The organism is Labrys sedimenti (assembly GCF_034424805.1).
Taxonomy (GTDB): domain Bacteria; phylum Pseudomonadota; class Alphaproteobacteria; order Rhizobiales; family Labraceae; genus Labrys; species Labrys sedimenti.
In genome coordinates, this window is sequence record NZ_JAXOUF010000001.1 from 190200 (window position 1) to 209194 (window position 18995).

The window sequence follows — 18995 nt, forward strand, 5'->3', positions numbered from 1 at the left end:
GATCAGCTGCGGTCAGTTGCACACTTCACGGGTGCGATAGATGTAGCTCTGCGCATAATCATCCCAGACGCGATAGCTCACCGTCCGGCAATCGTAATAGGTCGTGCGGCTATAGGTCTGGGTTACGCGATAGGAATTGGAGTAGGTGGGATAATTGTAGCCGCTCGCATAGCCATTGTCGCAATCATCGGCGAAGGACGAAGCGGTGGCGGCGGTGAAGGTCGTGGCAGCGAAAGCGAGGGTCAGAAAGATCTTGCGCATAATCGTGGTCCTTTAAGCCGGGCTTCGTGCCCTTGTTGATGAAGGCATCCTAGCGACGCAGATCCGGCCCGGCGGTGCGTTCGGGCACATTGGCTCGGCCACCGATCGGCGGCGTGTATCCGCGGGAACATGGACCGTCCTAGTTCGGGGCCTTGCAAAGAAGCTGTCTTTATCCGCCGAATGGTCTATGCAGCCCGGACTTTTCCTGTTTTCGAGCCTTTTTCGTGATGTCTCAGTCGAATGCGAGCACTGCCGTGACGCCCCCCGCCGTGATCCTGGTCCGCCCCCAGCTCGCCGAGAATATCGGCATGTGCGCCCGCGCGATGATGAATTTCGGCCTTAGCGAGATGCGCCTGGTCTCCCCGCGCGACGGCTGGCCGAAGAAGGGCGCACGCCAGGCTTCCTCCGGTGCGTCGGCCGTGCTCGACAACGCCAAGCTGTTCGAGACGACCGAAGAGGCTATTGCCGATCTCAATTACGTCTTCGCCACCACGGCGCGCGAGCGCGGCCAGATGAAGGATATCTTCGCCGCCGACGAAGGCGCCGGCAAGATGCAGGCTCTGGCCGGGGACGGCGCCCGCAGCGGCATCCTGTTCGGGCCCGAGCGCATGGGACTTTCCAACGACGACGTCGCCTTGGCCGATGCCATCATCTCCTTCCCGGTCAGCCCGGCCTTCACCTCGATCAATCTCGCCCAGGCGGTGCTGCTGGTCGGCTATGAATGGTGGAAACTGGTCTCGGGCGGCAAGGCTCCGATCGCGCCCACCCGCATCTCCCCACCGGCGACACGCGAGCACATGCTGGCCTTCTTCGACTATCTGGAAGGGGAACTCGACGCGGTCTCCTTCTTCTATCCGCCGGAAAAGCGTGAGGTGATGGTGCGCAATTTCCGCAACATCTGGCACCGGCTGGCAATGACCGAGCAGGACGTCCAGACCCTGCGCGGTGCGGTAGCCTCGCTCGTCGGCAGCCGGAACGGCACGCGAATCAAGCGCGATTGAACCGGGGCGAGCGCGGAACACCTGTCACAGGCCCTCGCTAGGCTGCGCCCATTTCCATCGGAATGGGTGTTGCATGGCTGTCGAGATCGAACGCAAATTCCTTGTCCGCAACGACGATTGGCGCCCGCAGGTTCGAGGCTCCGCCGTCATCCGGCAGGGCTATTTCTGCCGCACGCCTCTGTTGCGGGCACGCATTCGGATCTACGGCGACAAGGGCTTCATCACGCTCAAGAGCGAACCGGGCACGCGCAGCCGCCATGAGTTCGAGTATGAGATCCCACAGGCCGACGCCGCCGAGATCATCCGGCGCTTCTCGATCGAGCCTCTGGTCACCAAGACGCGCCACGACGTTGACCATGCTGGATTGCGCTGGGCCGTCGACGTTTTTACCGGTCCCAATCACGGGCTGGTGCTGGCCGAAGTCGAGCTTGAGTACGAGGACCAGCCCGTTCCATTGCCTGACTGGGTCGGCGAGGAAGTGACGGGCGACCGGCGCTACGGCAATTCGAACCTGGCGCGTTTTCCCTTTGCAAGCTGGGGTGAGGAACTGCTGCCGGCTGATGTCCTGTGAGGAAATTATCGGGCGTACCGCTTTGGGATCAAAAAAAGATCACGATCGCAACGCTTCATTCACTCATCTGGGTTTGAATAGGCGTGCGCCCGGTTGGGTAGTGCGTACGGGCAACCAATATGCAGCGATTGATTCCGGATGGCGTCGATCATTCCGAAGAGCGTCCCATGAAGGCTAGCCTTCTCGGGCAAACTAGTTTGCCCCACAGGGTCGACCTTCTGGCTGGCACGGTTTATGGAGCTGCGGTCATGTCTGACCGCGCTCCAACTGTCCTTGTCTTTGATTCCGGCCTCGGCGGCCTCACCGTATTTTCCGAATTGCGAACGACGCTTTCCGGCGCGCGCTTCGTCTATGCCGCCGACGATGCGGTCTTTCCATATGGCCGCCTTGCCGAAGACGTCGTGGTCGAACGCGTCGTCGAGGTGATGGAGCGGCTGATCCCACGTTACCAGCCGTCCCTGGTCGTCATTGCCTGCAACACGATCTCGACCGTCGTCCTGCCCGTGCTGCGCCAGCGCTTCTCGGTGCCCTTCGTCGGTACCGTGCCCGCGATCAAGCCGGCTGCCGCACTGACGAAGACCGGACGTGTGGCAATCCTGGCGACGCCGGGGACCGTCAAGCGCGACTATACGCGCGAGCTGATCCGTTCCTTCGCCGCCACGATCGAGGTAGAGCTCGTCGGCGCGGTGGGACTGGCCAGCCTGGCCGAAGCCGTCTTGCGCGGCCAGCCCGTCGAGGATGCTGCGATTGCCCGCGAGATCGTACCCTGTTTCGTCGATCGCGACGGCAAGCGGACCGACGTGGTGGTGCTGGCCTGTACGCATTATCCCCTGGTGCTGGAGGCGATGAAGCGGGTGGCGCCCTGGCCGGTCACCTGGCTCGATCCCGCCCCGGCCATCGCCCGTCGCGCCGCCGATCTCGCCGGCCCGATTCCGGCGCGCACGGTGGTGGAAGACGGTCTGGCCGTATTCACCGGCGGCGCCGGGCTGACCGATGAACTGAAAGCCGCGCTTGCCGCCCGCGGCCTTCCGGCCGTCGCCGTCGAGGCCATGCCGCCGCGCTGGCATTGAGCATCGTGCCGAAGGCGGATGCCGGTTTTCGCTAAAAACGATCTGGCCTGACGCTGACCCCTATACTTTGGGATGTATCGCAGCGTCATTGTGTTGCTGCGGGAACGGTGGCAACCTGCGGTTGGGTTGGGGGCTCAACCTGGAAACGCTCATCATGAAGATCAGCACGCTGTTGGCCTCCGTCGTCGTCGCGGGATTTGTTGCGACCGGTGCTCTTGCGCAGACCGCGACGCCTGCACCTTCCACGCCCCCCGCCGCAACGACAGCTCCTGCAAAAGCCAAGACGAAGGCACCGCAATCGGCGGCATCGCAGGCCTGTTCCGCCCAGGCCGATGCCAAGGGCCTCCATGGCAAGGACCGCAAGAAGTTCCGTCAATCCTGCATGAAGAGCGGTGGCAAGGCAGGTTGAGGCTTAACCTCGTCGTCGGAGGTGCGCCATGCATCTGCTCACGTTCCTGATCGTAGGGGTCATCGCCGGCTGGCTTGCCGGCCTGCTCGTCAGCGGGGGCGGTTTCGGCCTCATCGGCGATCTCATCGTCGGCGTGGTCGGCTCGTTCATCGGCGGCTTCGTGCAGCCCCACATTCCCATTCATATCGGGAGTGCGATCGTGAATGAGATCGTCTTCGCTGTCGTCGGAGCCGTTATCCTGCTTCTTGCGCTCCGCCTTCTGAAGCGAGCCTAGGCCTCGATCCAAAAGCAATGCGCCGGAGCCGGCGCCATAGAAAGGGCATGCGACCTTGAAGTGTCGCATGCCCTTTTCCGTGGGAGAGGGCGGCGATCACGCCTCTTACGCTTTTTGTAGTTTCCTCCATGGCGTGCAGGTGCTCCTGCCGCGACTGAAAGCCGGCAGTGACCAAGGGCCGGGCTCTTCGGCCGATCGCCTCATGGCATGCTCCTTGCGACTAGGCGCTCCAGCGACTGTTGAATGTCGATGGATGGAGCGATGGAAGACACGACGCAGGAACATCTCGAGCACGCCGAACATGCCGAACATGCGGCCCATGACGGCAATCCCTTCCTGATCACGGTATCGGTCACGATTGCCGTCCTCGCCGTACTGGCCGCCACCATCGGCAGTTTCGAGTCGCTGGAGACCGCCGAGGCCATCAACGACAAGAGCGAGGCAGCCTATCTGCAGAACAGGGCCAGCGATCAATGGGCCTTCTATCAGGCCAAGAGCATCAAGAAGAACGCCTATGAGATCGCCGCTGCGGGCGGGGGGCCGAACAAGGACGACTTTCTTGCCAAGGCCAAGCACAACGACGACGACGCCAAGGCGATCCAGACCCAGGCCGTCGAGATCGAAGGCCATGTCGACGCCAAGTTGCGCGACAGCGAGGCACGGGCTCATCGCCACCATGTCCTCACCCTGGCGGTGACGCTGCTGCATGTCGCCATCGCGGTGGCGACGCTCTCGATCATCACCCGCGGCAGGCGCTGGCCCTGGCTGTGCTCCCTGGCGCTCGGAGCGCTCGGCCTGGTGGCCGCCGCTTTCGCCTATGTCTGATTTTCTCTCCCCAATCGGGCCCGTTCCCTCCGAGGTTCCCATGCGTGAACGCCATATTGTCTTTCGACATAGGGCGCTGGATTTCTGGCTGGCGCGCGGCGCCGTTCTGGTCATCGTGTGCTTGCAATTGCTGGTGATCAATCAGCTTTCCTTCGGCCCTCGCTGGCTTGCCCCTGCCGTCGAGCTGATATTGCTGATCCCGCTGTCGATCGCCACGGCTTGGACGCAAGCCGGCATTCGCAATGCGGTGGCCGATCACCACTGGCAGGCGGTCAACCGCTTTCGCATCCTGATCCGCCGGACGGCCCTCATCCTGACGGCCGTCATCAGCTTCATGAATTGCGGGGCCTTGTTCCTGCTGGTCCGGGCCCTGATCGAAGGCCACGCCGGCAACGGCACGACGCTGCTGATCGACGCACTCAACATCTGGGTTACCAACATCATCGTCTTTACCCTGTGGTTCTGGAGCACGGATCGCGGCGGCCCCCCGACCTGCGGCCTGGTCGAGCGCGCCCGCTCCGATTTCCTGTTCCCGCAGATGACCTTGAACGATCCGCATCTGCGTGACTGGCTGCCGGGTTTCGTGGACTATCTGTTCCTGGCCTTCACCAATGCCACGGCATTCTCGCCGACGGATACGATGCCGATGACCCCGAGGGCCAAGCTGTTGATGCTCGCCGAGGCGATGATCTCCCTCCTGACGGTCGCCCTCGTTGCAGCCAGAGCGGTCAACATACTGGCCTGAGGCCACGGGCGACCCTGGAAGCTCTTTGTCTCCAATCTCCTGCCAGGAGCCATCACGGCAGAATGCCGATGGACGGCCGGGCATCGACGATGTCGGAATGATCGCCATGACCTTTCAGCCTCTGCCCCATGACGAGCACCCGGCCATCGTGGCGGCCGAATTCAAGCGCATCCGGAGCAGCCTGACAGACAACGAGGCCCTGCTTCTGGCCTGCCTCACCAATGTACTCAATGAGCTGCCCGCCTGGCTCGACGGAGACTATGCCGCCGGCAGTGCGCTCGATCATGCGCAGGCGGTCATCAACGTCATGCTGGACGGTTCGGGACTGGCGCCGAACTCGGCGCAGACCTATGAACGCGCCGACGAACTACGGAAAGACGGGACATAGGCGCCGCGATGAGGTACTCGCTTCGTGCTGCCCGCATTGAACTCAATCCTGCGGCTTGTCACTGACAGGCAGGTTGAAACGGCCCCATTCGTTCCTGGGTATGGTTGCCCCGGCCTGGAATGCGAACGCTGAGACCTTGGCACGATCTGCGGTGAGGTCGCAGCGATATTTCAGGGCGAACCACTGCTTCCGGCTCCGGAATGCCGCACCGTCGGCCGTTACGCTCGCATCCGCCGTCTTTGTTTCTACCCGCGCATAGGCGATCGTGAGGTCGGGCTCGAGCTCATGGTTCCAGGCCCGCAACTGGGCCATCGCCTCGATATTGCACAATTGCTCCATGCGTTCGTCGCGGCCGAGGAGGGGCAGCATCTTCCTCGCCTGCTGGCTGCGTGGATCCGCCAAAGCGAGATCGGACAGGATCTTCCGGGCCTGGATCATCGCCGGTGGCGGTGGCAGGGCTTCGCTCGGCCTGGGAGGGGGCGCTCCTTCCTGCGGAACGCTCTCCGCCGAGGGTTCCTGCGCCTGCGGTCTGGCCGGCAGCGCGGGAGGCTGCGGCGCCGGCGCCGCCGGCTTTGGTATTTCCGCGACGAATTCGACCTCGATGCTGTTTTCTGGAGGCTGTTCCAGCGGAGCGGGCCGAGGAAGCAGGAACAGCAGGGCAAGGGCGATGGCATGCAGCAGCAGCGCCGCCGGCAGACCGAAGGATATGGTGCGATTCTGCGGGAGCGTGGCGGCAGGCATCGCTCAGGGAGCGGCCGTGGCGATCTGCTGCATCAGCACCATGAAATCCCTCATATGGATGCCGGCCGGGTTCTGGGCCGGATCGACGGTCTGCACCATGACGAGGCGTTTTGTCGGAATATAGGCGAGGAACTGCCCGCCATAACCCGCCGCCATGGCTGCGCCTTCGCCCCAATTGTCCGATGGCAGCGACCACCACAAATAGCCATAGGCGCTCTTGCGCCGGGGCACCGGAGAATAGGCGGCCGTGGATTGCCGAACCCAGTCGGCAGGGACGATCTGACGGCCGTTCCAGCGGCCCTCATTGAGGAAGAGCAGTCCGAAACGGGCGAGGTCCCTCGCGCTCATGCGGAAGGGATAGGCCGGATGGCGCGACAGGGGAGACAGGACGTAGCGTCCGTCCCGGGCGGAGAAATCCTCCATGCCGATCGGACGGGCGATACGCTTCTCGAAGCTCCTGAAGATGTCCTCGCCGTCCGCCTGGCGATAGATCGTGCCGAGGACGTTGAAATCCCAATTGTTGTAGAACCAGAATGTGCCATGGGGGTGGCTTCCGCGAGCTGGGCGCTTGTTGCGGATGTCCGCGGTCTCGTAGGCGGCGGGATGATAGACGCCCGATCGGGCCATCAGGAGGTCGCGGACATCGGCCTGTTTTTCGGCGGCGGTCAGCGCCGGCGAGGTATCGTCGATACCGAGCCTTTCCAGGCTGTCGCCGAGCGAAATCCTGCCTTCGCCGACGGCAATGCCGTAGAGCGCGCTGAGGAGGCTCTTACGGACCGACGCGACGTTGACGCGCCGGCTGAGGTCGCCGGTGCTGGCGATGATATGGCCATCCCGGATCACGGCCAGGGCGGTGGGGCGGTGGGTGCGAGCAAAGGCGGTGACGGCCTTGGCGGTTTCGTCGGCCCAGCCGCTTTCGGCCGGGGCGGTTTGCCAATGCCGGCCGGGCTCGGCCCGAGCCGGGGAGAGCGGGCCGATGAGGCAGGCGATGAGGCATGCGAGGATGGAAAGACGCCTCATCCGCACTTTGCCTAGTCGACCGTCACGACGATGAAATCCTCGTATATCTCGACATTGATCAGGGGCGATCCGTTGATGACGGCATTGGCTGCGGAAGCGCTGATGCGGCCGCGATTGAGCATGCTTTCCAGGCGCGCGCGGTTCTCCTTGCTGGAGAAGAAGCGGTCGGGCTCGTCTTCCCTGTCGCGATGATAGCCCAGATAGAAATTGGCGCGATCCTGCCGGATGATCGCGGCGACTGAGGTCAATCTTTCGCCATTCGTGTTGAAATGATCGGCGCTGGAGAGACGGGCCGTATAGGTTTCGAGCGGTGCCGCACTGGCAAAGCTCAACGAGGCCGCCAGAAATGCGGCGGAGAGGGAAAGGGTTTTCATCAATGAAGACTCACATGGGCCGAGTTTGCCCAAGCTAGTCACCCGCCATGCTACTGTCGAGTTGCCCAGGATACAGGGAAGCGGATCCTGTCTTGGAATTGACATGCAGCGATCTTTCGACTAAGCGAACGCCACACGCGGGGCCTTCGGGTCCCGCGTGATGTTTTACGCTCCCGTGACGGCTGGTTTTCCGGCTGTCTGTCGCCCGGGTTCCGGGAGAGGAGGGCGCGTTCCTCATAAACTTCGCAAACCATAGAGGACGCGAATGTCGAAGCGCCATAACGCTAAGTACAAGATCGATCGCCGCCTTGGCGAGAATATCTGGGGTCGCCCGAAGAGCCCCGTCAACCGCCGCGAGTACGGCCCGGGCCAGCACGGCCAGCGCCGCAAGGGCAAGATGTCCGACTTCGGCACCCAGCTCCGCGCCAAGCAGAAGCTGAAGGGCTATTACGGCTCGATCTCGGAAAAGCAGTTCCGTAAGATCTATGAAGAAGCCCGCCGCCTGAAGGGCGACAGCTCCGCCAACCTCATCGGCCTGCTCGAGCAGCGCCTGGATGCGGTGGTGTATCGCTCCAAGTTCGTGCCGACCGTGTTCGCTGCCCGCCAGTTCGTCAGCCATGGCCACGTCAAGGTCAATGGCCGCCGCGTCAACATCCCCTCCTACAAGGTCAGGCCGGGCGATGTCGTCGAGGTCAAGGAAGCTTCCAAGCAGCTCGTGCTGGTGCTCGAGGCCGTTGCTTCCGGCGAACGTGACGTTCCCGACTACATCGAAGTCGATCACTCCAAGCTGACCGCCAAGTATGTCCGCGTTCCCACGCTGCAGGACGTGCCCTATCCGGTCCAGATGGAGCCGAACCTGGTCGTCGAATTCTATTCGCGCTAAAGCGAATACGACCTGATAGACTACGAAAGGGCCGCCATTCTGGTGGCCCTTTTTCTTGGTCGGTCCGACTGCGCACTCTGGAAGGCCCGCAAATCGGGATAGCCGTATTGCAAAAAGATCATGCGACACGCCGGCTCAGTCGCTTATGGTCGGATCTGACGAGCCGGCGAAACAAGCAAGAACAGCGGCAGGGGTTGCACAGAACCAATAAGTAAGAGATTGGGGCGGTCTTTCGTGATCGCCGCATAATGTCGGGAGGTGGCCGGTCTGCAGCCGGTCGATGCTAAGAGGTCTGTATGGTTTACACGCTTTGGGGCGAACCGGATTCCGGCTCTTTCATGGTCGAGGCCGCCTTGGCCGAGGCGGGGCAGGACGTTCACCTGATCGATATCGATCTGACCAAGGACGAGCAGCATACCGCTCAATATCTTGCGATCAATCCGTTGGGTAAGATCCCGGCGCTGCGCTTCAACGACGGAACCACGATCGTACAGTCGGCTGCCATTCTGCTGGCCTTGAGCGAAGAACATCCCGAAGCGCGATTGATGCCGGCTCTTGACGCCCCCGACCGCCGCCACGCCCTGCGCTGGCTGATCCATGTGGCGGCCGAGATCTATCCCCTTATCGAACTCTACGATTATCCGCTGCGTTTCGCTCCGCCGGAGACGCATGAGACGGCGATGCGTTCGCGCGTGCGCCAGCGCATCCGCGAACGCTGGCAATTGGTGGAGCAGGCGGCCAGCGCCGAAGGCAGCTTCCTGTTGTCGGGCTTTTCGGCCATCGATCTTGCCGTCGCCGCCATCAGCAATTGGGCGATCGGCAATGAATGGCGTGCCAGGGAATGCCCGAAGCTGACCCGGATCGCCGAGACCGTGGCGCAACGGTCCGTCATCGCGCCGATCTGGCGGCGGCATTTCGGCGAGCAGGAGAACTGAGAGGCAGCCCGTTCAGCCCTTTCGGCCCGGAGCGGTAAAGGCGGCGACATCGGCCTCGCTGTGGCCCGCTTCGCGCAGGAGGCGTCCGGCAAGCTCTGCTGCCGGGCCTCGCAGAGCTTCGTCCGAACGGATCAGATGAAAGGCCACGTGGTAATCGATCGTTCGGTCTGAAACCGGCACCAGACGCCCGTCCGCCACGGCGGCGGTGGAAAGGGGTGGACGCGCCAGGGCGATGCCCAGTCCCTGGCAGCAGGCATCGATGACCAGATTGTAGTCCTCGAAGCGACGGTCCTGGCCGCGCGGCACATAGTCCACGCCTTCCGGGGCCAGCCAGCGCCGCCATCCCTCGATATTGGAATCGTGCAGGATCGGCAGTTCGAGCAGGGCCTGCGCGTCATTGCCGTGCCGCAGGCGCTCGGCGAGGGCAGGCGAGGCGATCGGAAAGGCCTTCTCCTGCCAGAGCTGCACGCCGCGCACGCCGGCCCAGGGGCCCTTGCCGCAACGTATCGCCAGATCACTGCCTTCGCCGAGATCTGCGAGGCGATGTTCAAGGACCAGCTCGAGATGGATGTCGCTGCCTTCCAGGCGGGCAAGGCGGGGAAACAGCCAGAGCGAGGCGACCGAGGGCGTCACCGACAGGCGTACCACCGCCTTGGCGCGGTGGGGCGACCAGCGCTCGCCGCTATTGCCGAGCAGTGCCAGGGCCTCCTCCGTCCGGGCGAAGAAGCGCATGCCCTCCGGCGTCAGGTTCACACCGCGGGCCTTGCGCTCGAACAGGCGTATGCCCATCCAGCGCTCCAGGCGCGACACCTGACGGGAGACGGCGCCATGGGTGACGCCGCTCTCCTCGGCCGCGGCCGAGAACGAGCCGAGGCGTGCCGCGCGCGCGAAGGTCTCAAGCGTGTCGAGAGGCGGAAGACTGGGCGAGCTGTGAACCATGGGCACAGAAGATCATTGATTGAGGTGCTTTTCAAGCACGTCAAACAGGAATAGGTCACAGCTGTCACTGAGAGTTGGGAGACGATGATGACCAGCGTGGCCTGTGAAGCCGAGGCAACCAAAAAGAAGAGCGGATTCGATGCGGTGGCCTTCGGCGCCATTCTGGTGACCATTCTCTCCTGGGCCTCGTCCTTCGCGCTGATCCGTGTCTGCCTGACGGCTTTGACGCCGATGGAACTGGCTGCCGCGCGTTATGTCGCGGCGGGTGCCATCGGCCTGGCCTATCTGGTGGCTGTACGCCCGCCCATGCCGCTGCCGCGCGACTTCCTGCGCCTTGCCATTGCCGCCGTGTTGTTCATTGCCGTCTATGCCGTGTTGCTCAACACCGGCGAGCAGACCGTACCGGCCGGCCCCGCCAGCTTTATCATCAACACCATGCCGGTGCTCACCGCCCTGATTGCCATCTTCGCGCTGGGCGAACGCTTCGGGCGCTGGGGCTGGGTCGGTACGGCCACCTCCTTTGCTGGCGTCGCGCTGATCGCCGTGGCAACGGATACGGGCTTCAAGCTCGACCCCAATGCGTTGATGATCTTCGGTGCCGCGGTCTGCGCCGCCATTGCCAGCGTGTTGCAGAAGCCGCTCCTCGGCCGGTTTCCCGCCCTGGCGATCACGGCCTGGATCCTGTTCATCGGCGCCTTGCCATTGCTGCCGGCGGTGCCCGCCACGCTCCGGGCCATGGCCGTTGCTCCGGCCGAGGTGAACTGGGCCGTCGCCTATCTCGTGATCTTTCCCACCGCCATCGGCTATGTCACCTGGGCCATCGCCCTCAAGCGGCTTTCGGCGGCACGGGCTTCCAACTTCCTTTATGGCGTGCCGCCCACGGCCACGCTGATCGGCTTCCTCTGGCTCGGCGAGGTGCCGACGCCCGTCGGCATGCTGGGCGGCGCGCTGGCGATCCTCGGCGTGGTGATCGTCAACGTAATGAAGGGCCGGTAACAAAGGGGCTGGTCTCCAGACCAGCCCCTATCTCGCCTCATGTCGGGCGGGGCGTGCCGATCTCGTAGCAGTGCAGATTGCGTTCGCCGATGCCGAGTGCGGGCCAGCTCGCCCGCCACTCTGCGATGTGCTGCGAGGCGAAATGGCGGTCGAGGGCAGCTGCATCGCGCCAGATCTCCTTCACATGGATGAGACCGGCATCGAGAACGTCCTCGGCGTAGGAATATTCGTCGCAGCCCTCTTCGGCACGGCTGTTCTCCACCATGCGTTTCATGGCCGGGCGCGCCGCGGCCAGGTTGGCGGCCGGCAGGCGCACCGTTCCGACGATCAGCAATTTGCCCATGGGCCTCTCCCGATCTGGTCCTGCCGAACGAAAAAGCCAGGCTGTGAAGCCTGGCTTGGTATCGCGGCAAGCTTGCTGCTGCAGCGGCGATCAGGCCTTGGCGGGAGCCTTTACCGAAATGTTCTTTTCCTGCAGGAAAGTTACCAGCTCGCCCGACTGGAACATTTCGCGGGCGATGTCGCAGCCGCCGAGGAACTCGCCCTTGACGTAGAGCTGCGGCACCGTCGGCCAGTTCGAGAAGTCTTTGATGCCGCTGCGCAGATCCGGGTTCTGCAATACGTCGTGGTCCTTGTAGTCGACCCCGAGATAATCGAGGATCTGTACGACCTGTCCGGAGAACCCGCACATCGGGAACGCCTTGTTGCCCTTCATGAAGAGCACGACGTCATTGGACTTGATCTCGTTTTCGATGAAGGCGGCGATATCGCTCATGGCTCAATCTCGATCTTGGTAATTCTGGATCTGACGCGGATGATGCCAAGTATGTAAGCACACTCGCGCCCAATGTCAGGGCTCAACCTAACATAATTTATCGATCAGGGGGCGCTCGTGGAGAGCGCAAGCGCGTGCAGCACGCCGCCCATCTTTCCCTTGAGCGCCGCATAGACCATCTGGTGCTGCTGCACGCGGGATTTGCCCCGGAACGCTTCGGAGATCACCGTCGCGGCGTAGTGATCGCCATCCCCGGCGAGATCGCGAATTTCGATCTGCGCATCGGGGAAGCTTTCCTTGATCATCGCTTCAATGTCGGCGGCCGGCATCGGCATTGGAATAGGGTCCTCTTCAGGCGACTTGTCAGGCAGCTCGGCGCGCCGAGCCCATCAAGGTCGGCAGGAACGATTCGTGGCGCTCGCTCAGCACCGAAACCAGGATGGGCCGGCCTTCGGGCAGGATCAAGGCATCGCCGCCGGTTGTGCCCAGCGTGGTGACGGGCACGCCGGCCTCAGCTGCGGCCCTGGCGAAGGCATCGACCTTGTCGGCGGCAAGGGTAACGACGTAGCGGGCCTGATCCTCGCCATACCAGAAGGCATGCGGTTCGCTACCCTGCGGCGCCTGCGACAGGTCGGCACCGATACCGCGTCCCAGGGCCATTTCGGCGACGGCGACAGCGAGGCCGCCATCGGAGATATCGTGGCAGGTCTTGAGGTTTCCGGCGCGAATCTCGCCGCGGATGAAGTCGCCATGGCGCTTCTCGACGGCGAGGTCGACCGGCGGCGGGGCGCCTTCTTCGCGCTTGAGGATCTCGGCGAGCCAGATGGACTGTCCCAGCCAGGTGCCCGATCCGCCAACCAGCATCACGGTCTCGCCCTCGGCCTTGAAGGCGACGGAAGCGGTTACCGAGACGTCGTCGACGAGGCCGACGCCACCGATGGTCGGGGTCGGCAGGATGCCGCGGCCGTTGGTCTCGTTGTAGAGCGAGACATTGCCGGAGACGATCGGGAAGTCCAGGGCACGGCAGGCTTGCCCGATGCCGTCGAGGCAGCCGACGAACTGACCCATGATGTCGGGGCGCTCGGGATTGCCGAAATTGAGGTTGTCGGTCACGGCGAGCGGCAGGCCGCCCACGGCGGAGATGTTGCGCCAGGCCTCGGCCACAGCCTGCTTGCCGCCCTCGACCGGATCCGCCTCGCAATAGCGCGGCGTCACGTCGGAGGTCATTGCCAACCCCTTGGGGCCGTCGAGCACCCGCACGACGGCGGCGTCGCCGCCGGGCGTCTGGATCGAATTGCCAAGGATCAGTGTGTCATATTGCTCGTACACCCAGCGCTTGGACGCCAGTTCCGGTGAGCCGATAAGGTTGAGCAGCGCCTCGCCCGTCGAAAGGTTCGTCTTCAGCGAGCCGGCCTCGATCACGGGCAGCTTGGGCGAGGGGACATGAGGACGGTCATAGAGCGGTGCCTCGTCGCCGAGTTCCTTGATCGGCAGGTCCGCCTTCAGGTCGCCATTGTGGAAGATGCGGAAGCGAAGATCGTCCGTGGTCTTGCCGACCACGGCGAAGTCGAGGCCCCATTTGCGGAAGATCGCCTCGGCCTCGGCTTCCTTGCCGGGCTTGAGCACCATGAGCATGCGTTCCTGGCTTTCCGACAGCATCATCTCATAGGCGGTCATGCCGGCCTCGCGCACCGGCACCTTCTCGAGGTGGAGCTCGATGCCGAGATCGCCCTTGGCGCCCATCTCCACGGCGGAGCAGGTGAGGCCGGCCGCGCCCATGTCCTGGATGGCGATGATGGCGTCGGTCGCCATCAATTCCAGGCAGGCTTCGAGCAGCAGCTTCTCGGCGAAGGGATCGCCGACCTGCACGGTGGGGCGCTTTTCCTCGGACTTGTCGTCGAACTCGGCCGAGGCCATGGTGGCGCCGTGGATGCCGTCGCGGCCGGTCTTGGAGCCGAGATAGACGATCGGGTTTCCGACGCCCGTGGCCTTGGCGTAGAAGATCTTGTCCTGCTCGGCGAGGCCGAGGGCAAAGGCGTTGACCAGGATGTTGCCGTCATAGCGGGTATGGAAGCGCACCTGGCCGCCGACCGTGGGCACGCCGAAGGAATTGCCATAGCCGCCGACGCCGGCGACCACGCCGGAGACGAGGTGCTGGGTCTTGGGATGATCGGGCGCGCCGAAGGAGAGCGCATTCATGCAGGCGATCGGGCGAGCGCCCATGGTGAAGACGTCGCGCAGGATGCCGCCCACGCCCGTCGTCGCGCCCTGATAGGGCTCGATATAGGAGGGGTGGTTGTGGCTCTCCATCTTGAAGACGGCGGCGAGGCCGTCGCCGATGTCGATCACGCCGGCATTCTCGCCCGGGCCCTGGATCACGCATTTGCCGGTGACGGGCAGCTTCTTTAGGTGGAGGCGCGAGGACTTGTAGGAACAATGCTCGTTCCACATCGCCGAGAAGATGCCGAGCTCGGTGAAGGTCGGCTCGCGTCCGATCAGCTCCAGGATCCGCTGATACTCATCCGGCTTCAGCCCGTGCTGGGCGATGAGTTCGGCTGTGATGGCGGGTTCCGAGTGGGCGGACATGCCGGGTCGATCTCCTGTCAAGGCAGCGCTTCGGCAGGGGGAACGGCGGATGGCCCATGGCTCCGGCCGGCAAGCCCCAGCACAGCGCTCCAGCGCTTCTGTTCATGGCAGGCGATAGGGGTATCCGAGCCGAATGTAAACCATTGATCGCATATACGCGCCGCGATCCGCATTGACACCGCAACTTTGTTGGCCTTCCTGTGGGCGGACACTCGTTTACAGTCTCGGAGTATCGGCGATGCGGACGTTTTTCGTGGAGATCAAATGCCAGCTCGGCCGTACCTATGAGGTCGCCAGCGCGCTGGCTGAGGCCGAAATTGCCTCGGAGATCTATTCGATCGCCGGCGATTTCGACGTGCTCGCCAAATTCTACGTCAATGACGATGTCGATATCGGCCATTTCGTCGGCGAGAAGGTCCAGTCCATCCCCGGCATCGCCAATACGCGCACGGTCCTGACTTATCGCGCCTTCTGAGGCGCTGAAATCCTCAAACGCAAAATGGCGGCTCGAAGCCGCCATTTTTCGATGTGTCGAATGAAGCGTGAGAGCCGCTGATCAGCTCTGACCCATGGCTTCCGGCAGCGTAGCCCACTGGGTGACGCGATTACCGTCGGCGCAACGCTCGGCCGCCTTCGAGCCGGAGATCACGTCACCGGTTCGCGCGCCATTGGTGACGATCAGGAAGACCTGCTGGCCGCTACCGGAATCGGCGCTGACGCAAGCGGCATATTCGTCGGGATGGGCCTTCGCCGCGGCAGGCGTACGCCAGCCATTGGAGATGCGCGCATCGGTGATGCGGCCGGGGACGAGTTGGGTCAGCTTGTGGGCCAGGGTTGCCCGGCCGGCCTGCGGCACGGGAAACTGCTGGGTGCCGTCCGCCGTGACGACCGGCTGCTGATTGGAAACGTCCGGCCGGCCGGCTTCGCCGGAGCGCGGACCGCAGGCGGCCAGCAGCAGCGAAAGCGCAACGGCCCCGGACAAGCCCCAAGCAAGACGCTGACGGGAAGATTGATGGTTCATATGCCTGCTCCAGTGCACCGAAATCAGAATCGCACCACCCCGGCGGGCTGGCAACCCGCTGTGTGCCTGCGCACCACCTGATATGAATCACTGGCGCAGGATGTGCCAAAACGCACACGCGATAGCAGATTCATGCAGAACTTCTGCGACAACGTTAACGGCACGGCGGGATGGGATAGAATCTTGCGTGCGAGCGCGCTTGGCATGGCTGGAGAGTGCCCCGAGCATGCGGGCCGTCGGAATGACCAAGCTATCGACGTGGTAGTGCCGGACAATGGCCCCATTCGCCCACTATAGAGCCGCCATTCCAAGGGCGGCCGGTTCGGACGACGGGCCTTTTGGTGATCACCGCGCACAGAATGGCAGTCTGTTCCGGACGCTTGCGCCCGATGGCCTGCGCTGCCTGCCGGTGGTCGCCCTTTTTCAAACTCAAGGAGATTTCGATGAGCAAGGTCAGGATCGTTGACGGCAACGGCGTCTGGCATTTCGTCAGCCAGGGGTGTGCCCTCGATATCGGCGTGAATCCCGGCGAGGGCTATCATGTCTATCACCGGGAGGATGGGCACTGCCTGCCGGTGGCGCACAAGGTCAAGCACCTGTTGGGCAAGCAGGTGGTTGTCGCGCCGCGTACAGAGGGACAGATCAGCGAAGAGGATTTGCTCGAAGCTCTGGAGGCCGTCGCCTGAGGCGGTTCTTTCATGCAATGGTCACGCTTGAGGCAGACTATGGCCAGATTTCGCGAGAAGAATGCGCGTCGGCGAAGCTCCTGACGCCAGGACGTGGACGCTGGGTTGGTCATGGGCCGCCCGAGTGTTGGCGACCCCTTGAACCGCCTGCGGGGCGGGAGGCGATCAATGCCGACGGTGAGCAGGACAGCCGTGACGTCACTCCGTCGACAGACAAGCCACTCAACCCGAAAGGACGACGCCATGAAGCTGACATCGGTACGAATCGAACACGCTCTGACCCAGATGGATGGCCGGGTCATTCCCGAATCCAATCCGATCGTGCAGGAACTCATCTCTATCTTCGGGGACCATACCTTCTTCGTGTCCAACGCCGGGCTCAGCACGGTGGAGCCGGTAGAGGCCGGAGATACTGATCTCGACAAGGTCCGCATCGTCAGATTGGCCAGGTGGGCCGATGAGAGCAAGGCCAGCCTGGTGCCTCATCCGCCGATCAATACCGAAACGATGGTGACTCTCAGCGCCGCCGCCTGAGCTGTCCTGGAAGTCCGAGTTATTTCCGGAGGTCATGGCGGCGTACAAGCTGCCATGATCGTCCAAGCCGGATCGCCTTGCCTGAACCTTCAGGCTGGCAGGGCAAGATGATCACGGCGTCATTGGATCGGCCAAATCCAGCCGACCCGGCTTCAGCGGCTATCCGCCCAGATATTCGATTTCCGCCCTCAGCGCGTCGTGGTCGAGGCCCTGGCCGAGCAGGACGGCGGCGAGAAGCCGTGCCTTATGACCGCTAAGGTCTCCGGCGAAGATGGCACCGGCGCGCTGAAGATCGGTGGCTCCGCCATTTCCATAGACGGGCAATACCCGCCCGCGCGGGCAGCGCGAGCAGATGATCACCGGAACGCCACGCTTGATGACATCAGCGACGGCCTTGGTCACGGCTGGCGGCGTGTTGCCGCGTCCGAACCCTTCCAGCACGATAGCCTTGCTGCCGTGATCGGCGGCATAATTGAGATAGCCGCCATCCATGCCCATGGCGAGGCGGATCAGCGTGACGTTGGGCTCGATGGTGCTGGGTGCGTAGGCGCGCCGCAGGGCCGGGCGACGATGCAGGCAGATCGCACCTGCGTCGATCTCGCCGAGCTTGCCGTGTTCCCAGGACATGAAGGTGTCGGTGCGCGAGGTATGCGTCTTGCTCACGTCTCGGGCGGCGTGGAATTCCTGCTCGAAACAGATCATCGCGCCAAGCCCGCGCGCGGCGGGCGCCGCAGCGAGGCGGATGGAATCGGCAATGTTGCGCGGGCCGTCGGCATCGGGCTCATCGGCTGCGCGCTGGGCGCCGGTGAAGACCACCGGCTTGTCCGAGGCGAGCAGGAGGTCGGCGAGATAGGCGCTCTCCTCCATGGTGTCGGTGCCGTGGGTGACGACGACGCCCTCGCAATCTTCCAGCGCCAGAAGCTCGTTGATGCGAGTGGCCAAGGCGAAGGCCATGGGCAGGTCGATGGCGAAGCTGTTGAGGTTGCAGAACTCCTCGACCTCGATCTCGATCCCGGGCAGGGGATCATGCAGCATGGCGCGCAGCGCCTGTCCGTCGAGGCCGGCAACCACGTCGCCGGTGCTTTCGTCGCGCCGGGAGGCGATCGTGCCGCCCGTGGTGATCAGGTGAACCTTGCGCGTCATTGGGTCTTCAATCCTGGGGTCTTCAATCCTGCGTCGTCGTCGACGATCAGGCCGAAGCCATGGCGTTGACGACACTGGTGAACAAGCCGCGGCCGTCCGTGCCGCCGGCCAGCGGATCGATCAGGTTTTCGGGATGCGGCATCATGCCGAGAACGCGCCGATTGGCCGAATAGATCCCAGCGATATTATTGAGCGAGCCGTTGGGATTGGTGGCGGCGCTGACCTTGCCGGCGGCATCGCAATAACGGAAAGCCACCAGGCCGTCGCCTTCGAGCTGTGTCAAGGTCTCAGAGCTGCAGAAGTAGTTGCCCTCGCCATGGGCGACGCAGACATCGATGGCCTGGCCCTGGCGATAGGTGTTGGCATAGGCCGTATCGGTGCGCTCGACCCTGAGATGAACCCGCTTGCAGATGAATTTGAGATCGGCATTGCGCATCAGGACACCGGGCAGCAGGCCTCCATCGGTGATGATCTGGAAGCCGTTGCAGATGCCGAGCACGAGGCCGCCACGTTCGGCGTGGTGGCGGATGGCATCCATGATGGCGGCACGGGCGGCGATGGCGCCGCAACGCAGATAGTCGCCATAGGAGAAGCCGCCGGGGAGCACGACGAGATCGGTTCCTGCCGGCAGCTCGGTGTCGGCATGCCAGATCATGTCGACATGTGCGCCAGCCTGCCTGAGGGCCTTGGCGACGTCCCCTTCACGGTTGGAACCGGGAAAAATGACGACAGCTGCTTTCATCGGATCCTGCTTGTTCGGTTGCGGCAATGATGCCTGGAGACTGTGGCGTCCAGGCTCTGCCATGCGTGCGCATATG

Annotated in this window: 26 protein-coding genes; 14 read left to right on the top strand and 12 right to left on the bottom strand. The window is 63.4% G+C overall.

All coding sequences use genetic code 11. The features are described from left to right. Positions 1 to 12: 12 nt before the first annotated feature. Positions 13 to 261, bottom strand: coding sequence for a hypothetical protein (locus tag U1R88_RS00875; protein ID WP_322429579.1), 249 nt, complete (start codon positions 259 to 261; stop codon positions 13 to 15). Positions 262 to 515: 254 nt separating this feature from the next. Here U1R88_RS00875 and U1R88_RS00880 point away from each other — a divergent pair, with 254 nt between their 5' ends. The 8 genes from U1R88_RS00880 (at position 516) to U1R88_RS00915 (ending at position 5544) form a co-directional block, all read left to right on the top strand. Further along, the gene (locus tag U1R88_RS00880) at positions 516 to 1262 is read left to right on the top strand and encodes an RNA methyltransferase (RefSeq protein WP_322429580.1); all 747 of its coding nucleotides are present in this window, start codon (positions 516 to 518) and stop codon (positions 1260 to 1262) included. Positions 1263 to 1335: 73 nt separating this feature from the next. Beyond that, positions 1336 to 1833: a CYTH domain-containing protein gene (locus U1R88_RS00885; protein WP_322429581.1), complete on the top strand. Its 498-nt coding sequence runs from the start codon at positions 1336 to 1338 to the stop codon at positions 1831 to 1833. 248 nt (positions 1834 to 2081) lie between these two features. Then, the gene (gene murI / locus U1R88_RS00890; protein ID WP_322429582.1) at positions 2082 to 2903 is read left to right on the top strand and encodes a glutamate racemase; all 822 of its coding nucleotides are present in this window, start codon (positions 2082 to 2084) and stop codon (positions 2901 to 2903) included. A 154-nt stretch (positions 2904 to 3057) separates the two neighbouring features. Then, entirely contained in the window at positions 3058 to 3312 is a 255-nt protein-coding gene (locus U1R88_RS00895) for a PsiF family protein (RefSeq protein WP_068294909.1), read from the top strand. 28 nt (positions 3313 to 3340) lie between these two features. Further along, complete coding sequence (locus tag U1R88_RS00900) at positions 3341 to 3586, top strand: GlsB/YeaQ/YmgE family stress response membrane protein (protein ID WP_322429583.1); 246 nt, start codon at positions 3341 to 3343, stop codon at positions 3584 to 3586. A 261-nt stretch (positions 3587 to 3847) separates the two neighbouring features. Further along, positions 3848 to 4411 (top strand): DUF4337 family protein, encoded by a 564-nt coding sequence (locus U1R88_RS00905; RefSeq protein ID WP_322429584.1) that lies wholly within the window; start codon positions 3848 to 3850, stop codon positions 4409 to 4411. Positions 4412 to 4451: 40 nt separating this feature from the next. Continuing rightward, complete coding sequence (locus U1R88_RS00910) at positions 4452 to 5156, top strand: hypothetical protein (RefSeq protein ID WP_068294916.1); 705 nt, start codon at positions 4452 to 4454, stop codon at positions 5154 to 5156. Positions 5157 to 5262: 106 nt separating this feature from the next. Continuing rightward, positions 5263 to 5544 carry a hypothetical protein gene (locus tag U1R88_RS00915; protein WP_322429585.1) on the top strand — a complete coding sequence of 94 codons (282 nt, stop codon included), beginning with the start codon at positions 5263 to 5265 and terminating at the stop codon, positions 5542 to 5544. A gap of 42 nt (positions 5545 to 5586) precedes the next feature. Here U1R88_RS00915 and U1R88_RS00920 read toward each other — a convergent pair whose 3' ends face one another. The 3 genes from U1R88_RS00920 to U1R88_RS00930 are packed head-to-tail and all read right to left on the bottom strand — an operon-like array spanning position 5587 to position 7679. Next, the gene (locus U1R88_RS00920; protein ID WP_322429586.1) at positions 5587 to 6285 is read right to left on the bottom strand and encodes a DUF930 domain-containing protein; all 699 of its coding nucleotides are present in this window, start codon (positions 6283 to 6285) and stop codon (positions 5587 to 5589) included. Between the two features lie 3 nt (positions 6286 to 6288). Next, positions 6289 to 7305, bottom strand: coding sequence for a serine hydrolase domain-containing protein (locus tag U1R88_RS00925; RefSeq protein ID WP_322429587.1), 1017 nt, complete (start codon positions 7303 to 7305; stop codon positions 6289 to 6291). A gap of 11 nt (positions 7306 to 7316) precedes the next feature. Continuing rightward, a complete protein-coding gene (locus U1R88_RS00930) occupies positions 7317 to 7679 on the bottom strand; it encodes a hypothetical protein (RefSeq protein WP_082980052.1) in 363 nt (120 codons plus the stop codon). Between the two features lie 265 nt (positions 7680 to 7944). Between U1R88_RS00930 and rpsD the strand changes: the two genes are divergently transcribed. Continuing rightward, positions 7945 to 8562 carry a 30S ribosomal protein S4 gene (gene rpsD, locus U1R88_RS00935; protein WP_068294931.1) on the top strand — a complete coding sequence of 206 codons (618 nt, stop codon included), beginning with the start codon at positions 7945 to 7947 and terminating at the stop codon, positions 8560 to 8562. 296 nt (positions 8563 to 8858) lie between these two features. Then, positions 8859 to 9497, top strand: coding sequence for a glutathione S-transferase family protein (locus U1R88_RS00940; protein ID WP_322429588.1), 639 nt, complete (start codon positions 8859 to 8861; stop codon positions 9495 to 9497). Between the two features lie 12 nt (positions 9498 to 9509). On the opposite strand, the gene U1R88_RS00945 is transcribed toward U1R88_RS00940, so the two are convergent. Continuing rightward, complete coding sequence (locus U1R88_RS00945) at positions 9510 to 10436, bottom strand: LysR family transcriptional regulator (RefSeq protein ID WP_322429589.1); 927 nt, start codon at positions 10434 to 10436, stop codon at positions 9510 to 9512. Positions 10437 to 10523: 87 nt separating this feature from the next. Here U1R88_RS00945 and U1R88_RS00950 point away from each other — a divergent pair, with 87 nt between their 5' ends. Further along, a complete protein-coding gene (locus tag U1R88_RS00950) occupies positions 10524 to 11432 on the top strand; it encodes a DMT family transporter (RefSeq protein WP_322430479.1) in 909 nt (302 codons plus the stop codon). Positions 11433 to 11469: 37 nt separating this feature from the next. Here the strand turns inward: U1R88_RS00950 and U1R88_RS00955 are convergent, their stop codons facing one another. The 4 genes from U1R88_RS00955 to purL form a co-directional block, all read right to left on the bottom strand. Next, entirely contained in the window at positions 11470 to 11775 is a 306-nt protein-coding gene (locus U1R88_RS00955) for a putative quinol monooxygenase (protein ID WP_322429590.1), read from the bottom strand. Positions 11776 to 11865: 90 nt separating this feature from the next. Beyond that, positions 11866 to 12207: a Grx4 family monothiol glutaredoxin gene (gene grxD / locus U1R88_RS00960; protein WP_322429591.1), complete on the bottom strand. Its 342-nt coding sequence runs from the start codon at positions 12205 to 12207 to the stop codon at positions 11866 to 11868. Positions 12208 to 12311: 104 nt separating this feature from the next. Further along, positions 12312 to 12542: a BolA family protein gene (locus tag U1R88_RS00965; protein WP_068294946.1), complete on the bottom strand. Its 231-nt coding sequence runs from the start codon at positions 12540 to 12542 to the stop codon at positions 12312 to 12314. 28 nt (positions 12543 to 12570) lie between these two features. Further along, the gene (gene purL, locus U1R88_RS00970; RefSeq protein ID WP_322429592.1) at positions 12571 to 14793 is read right to left on the bottom strand and encodes a phosphoribosylformylglycinamidine synthase subunit PurL; all 2223 of its coding nucleotides are present in this window, start codon (positions 14791 to 14793) and stop codon (positions 12571 to 12573) included. A gap of 238 nt (positions 14794 to 15031) precedes the next feature. On the opposite strand from purL, the gene U1R88_RS00975 reads away from it, so the two are divergent. Next, positions 15032 to 15268, top strand: a complete 237-nt coding sequence (locus tag U1R88_RS00975; protein ID WP_068294951.1) for an Lrp/AsnC ligand binding domain-containing protein — start codon at positions 15032 to 15034, stop codon at positions 15266 to 15268. Positions 15269 to 15349: 81 nt separating this feature from the next. Here U1R88_RS00975 and U1R88_RS00980 read toward each other — a convergent pair whose 3' ends face one another. Further along, the gene (locus tag U1R88_RS00980; RefSeq protein WP_322429593.1) at positions 15350 to 15814 is read right to left on the bottom strand and encodes a hypothetical protein; all 465 of its coding nucleotides are present in this window, start codon (positions 15812 to 15814) and stop codon (positions 15350 to 15352) included. Positions 15815 to 16257: 443 nt separating this feature from the next. Here U1R88_RS00980 and U1R88_RS00985 point away from each other — a divergent pair, with 443 nt between their 5' ends. Beyond that, complete coding sequence (locus tag U1R88_RS00985) at positions 16258 to 16500, top strand: hypothetical protein (protein WP_322429594.1); 243 nt, start codon at positions 16258 to 16260, stop codon at positions 16498 to 16500. Between the two features lie 243 nt (positions 16501 to 16743). Continuing rightward, the gene (locus U1R88_RS00990) at positions 16744 to 17034 is read left to right on the top strand and encodes a hypothetical protein (protein WP_322429595.1); all 291 of its coding nucleotides are present in this window, start codon (positions 16744 to 16746) and stop codon (positions 17032 to 17034) included. 159 nt (positions 17035 to 17193) lie between these two features. Here the strand turns inward: U1R88_RS00990 and U1R88_RS00995 are convergent, their stop codons facing one another. Both U1R88_RS00995 and purQ read right to left on the bottom strand, forming a co-directional pair. Next, positions 17194 to 18177, bottom strand: coding sequence for an asparaginase (locus tag U1R88_RS00995; protein ID WP_322429596.1), 984 nt, complete (start codon positions 18175 to 18177; stop codon positions 17194 to 17196). A 46-nt stretch (positions 18178 to 18223) separates the two neighbouring features. Then, entirely contained in the window at positions 18224 to 18919 is a 696-nt protein-coding gene (purQ, locus tag U1R88_RS01000) for a phosphoribosylformylglycinamidine synthase subunit PurQ (protein WP_322429597.1), read from the bottom strand. Between the last annotated feature and the right edge of the window lie 76 nt (positions 18920 to 18995).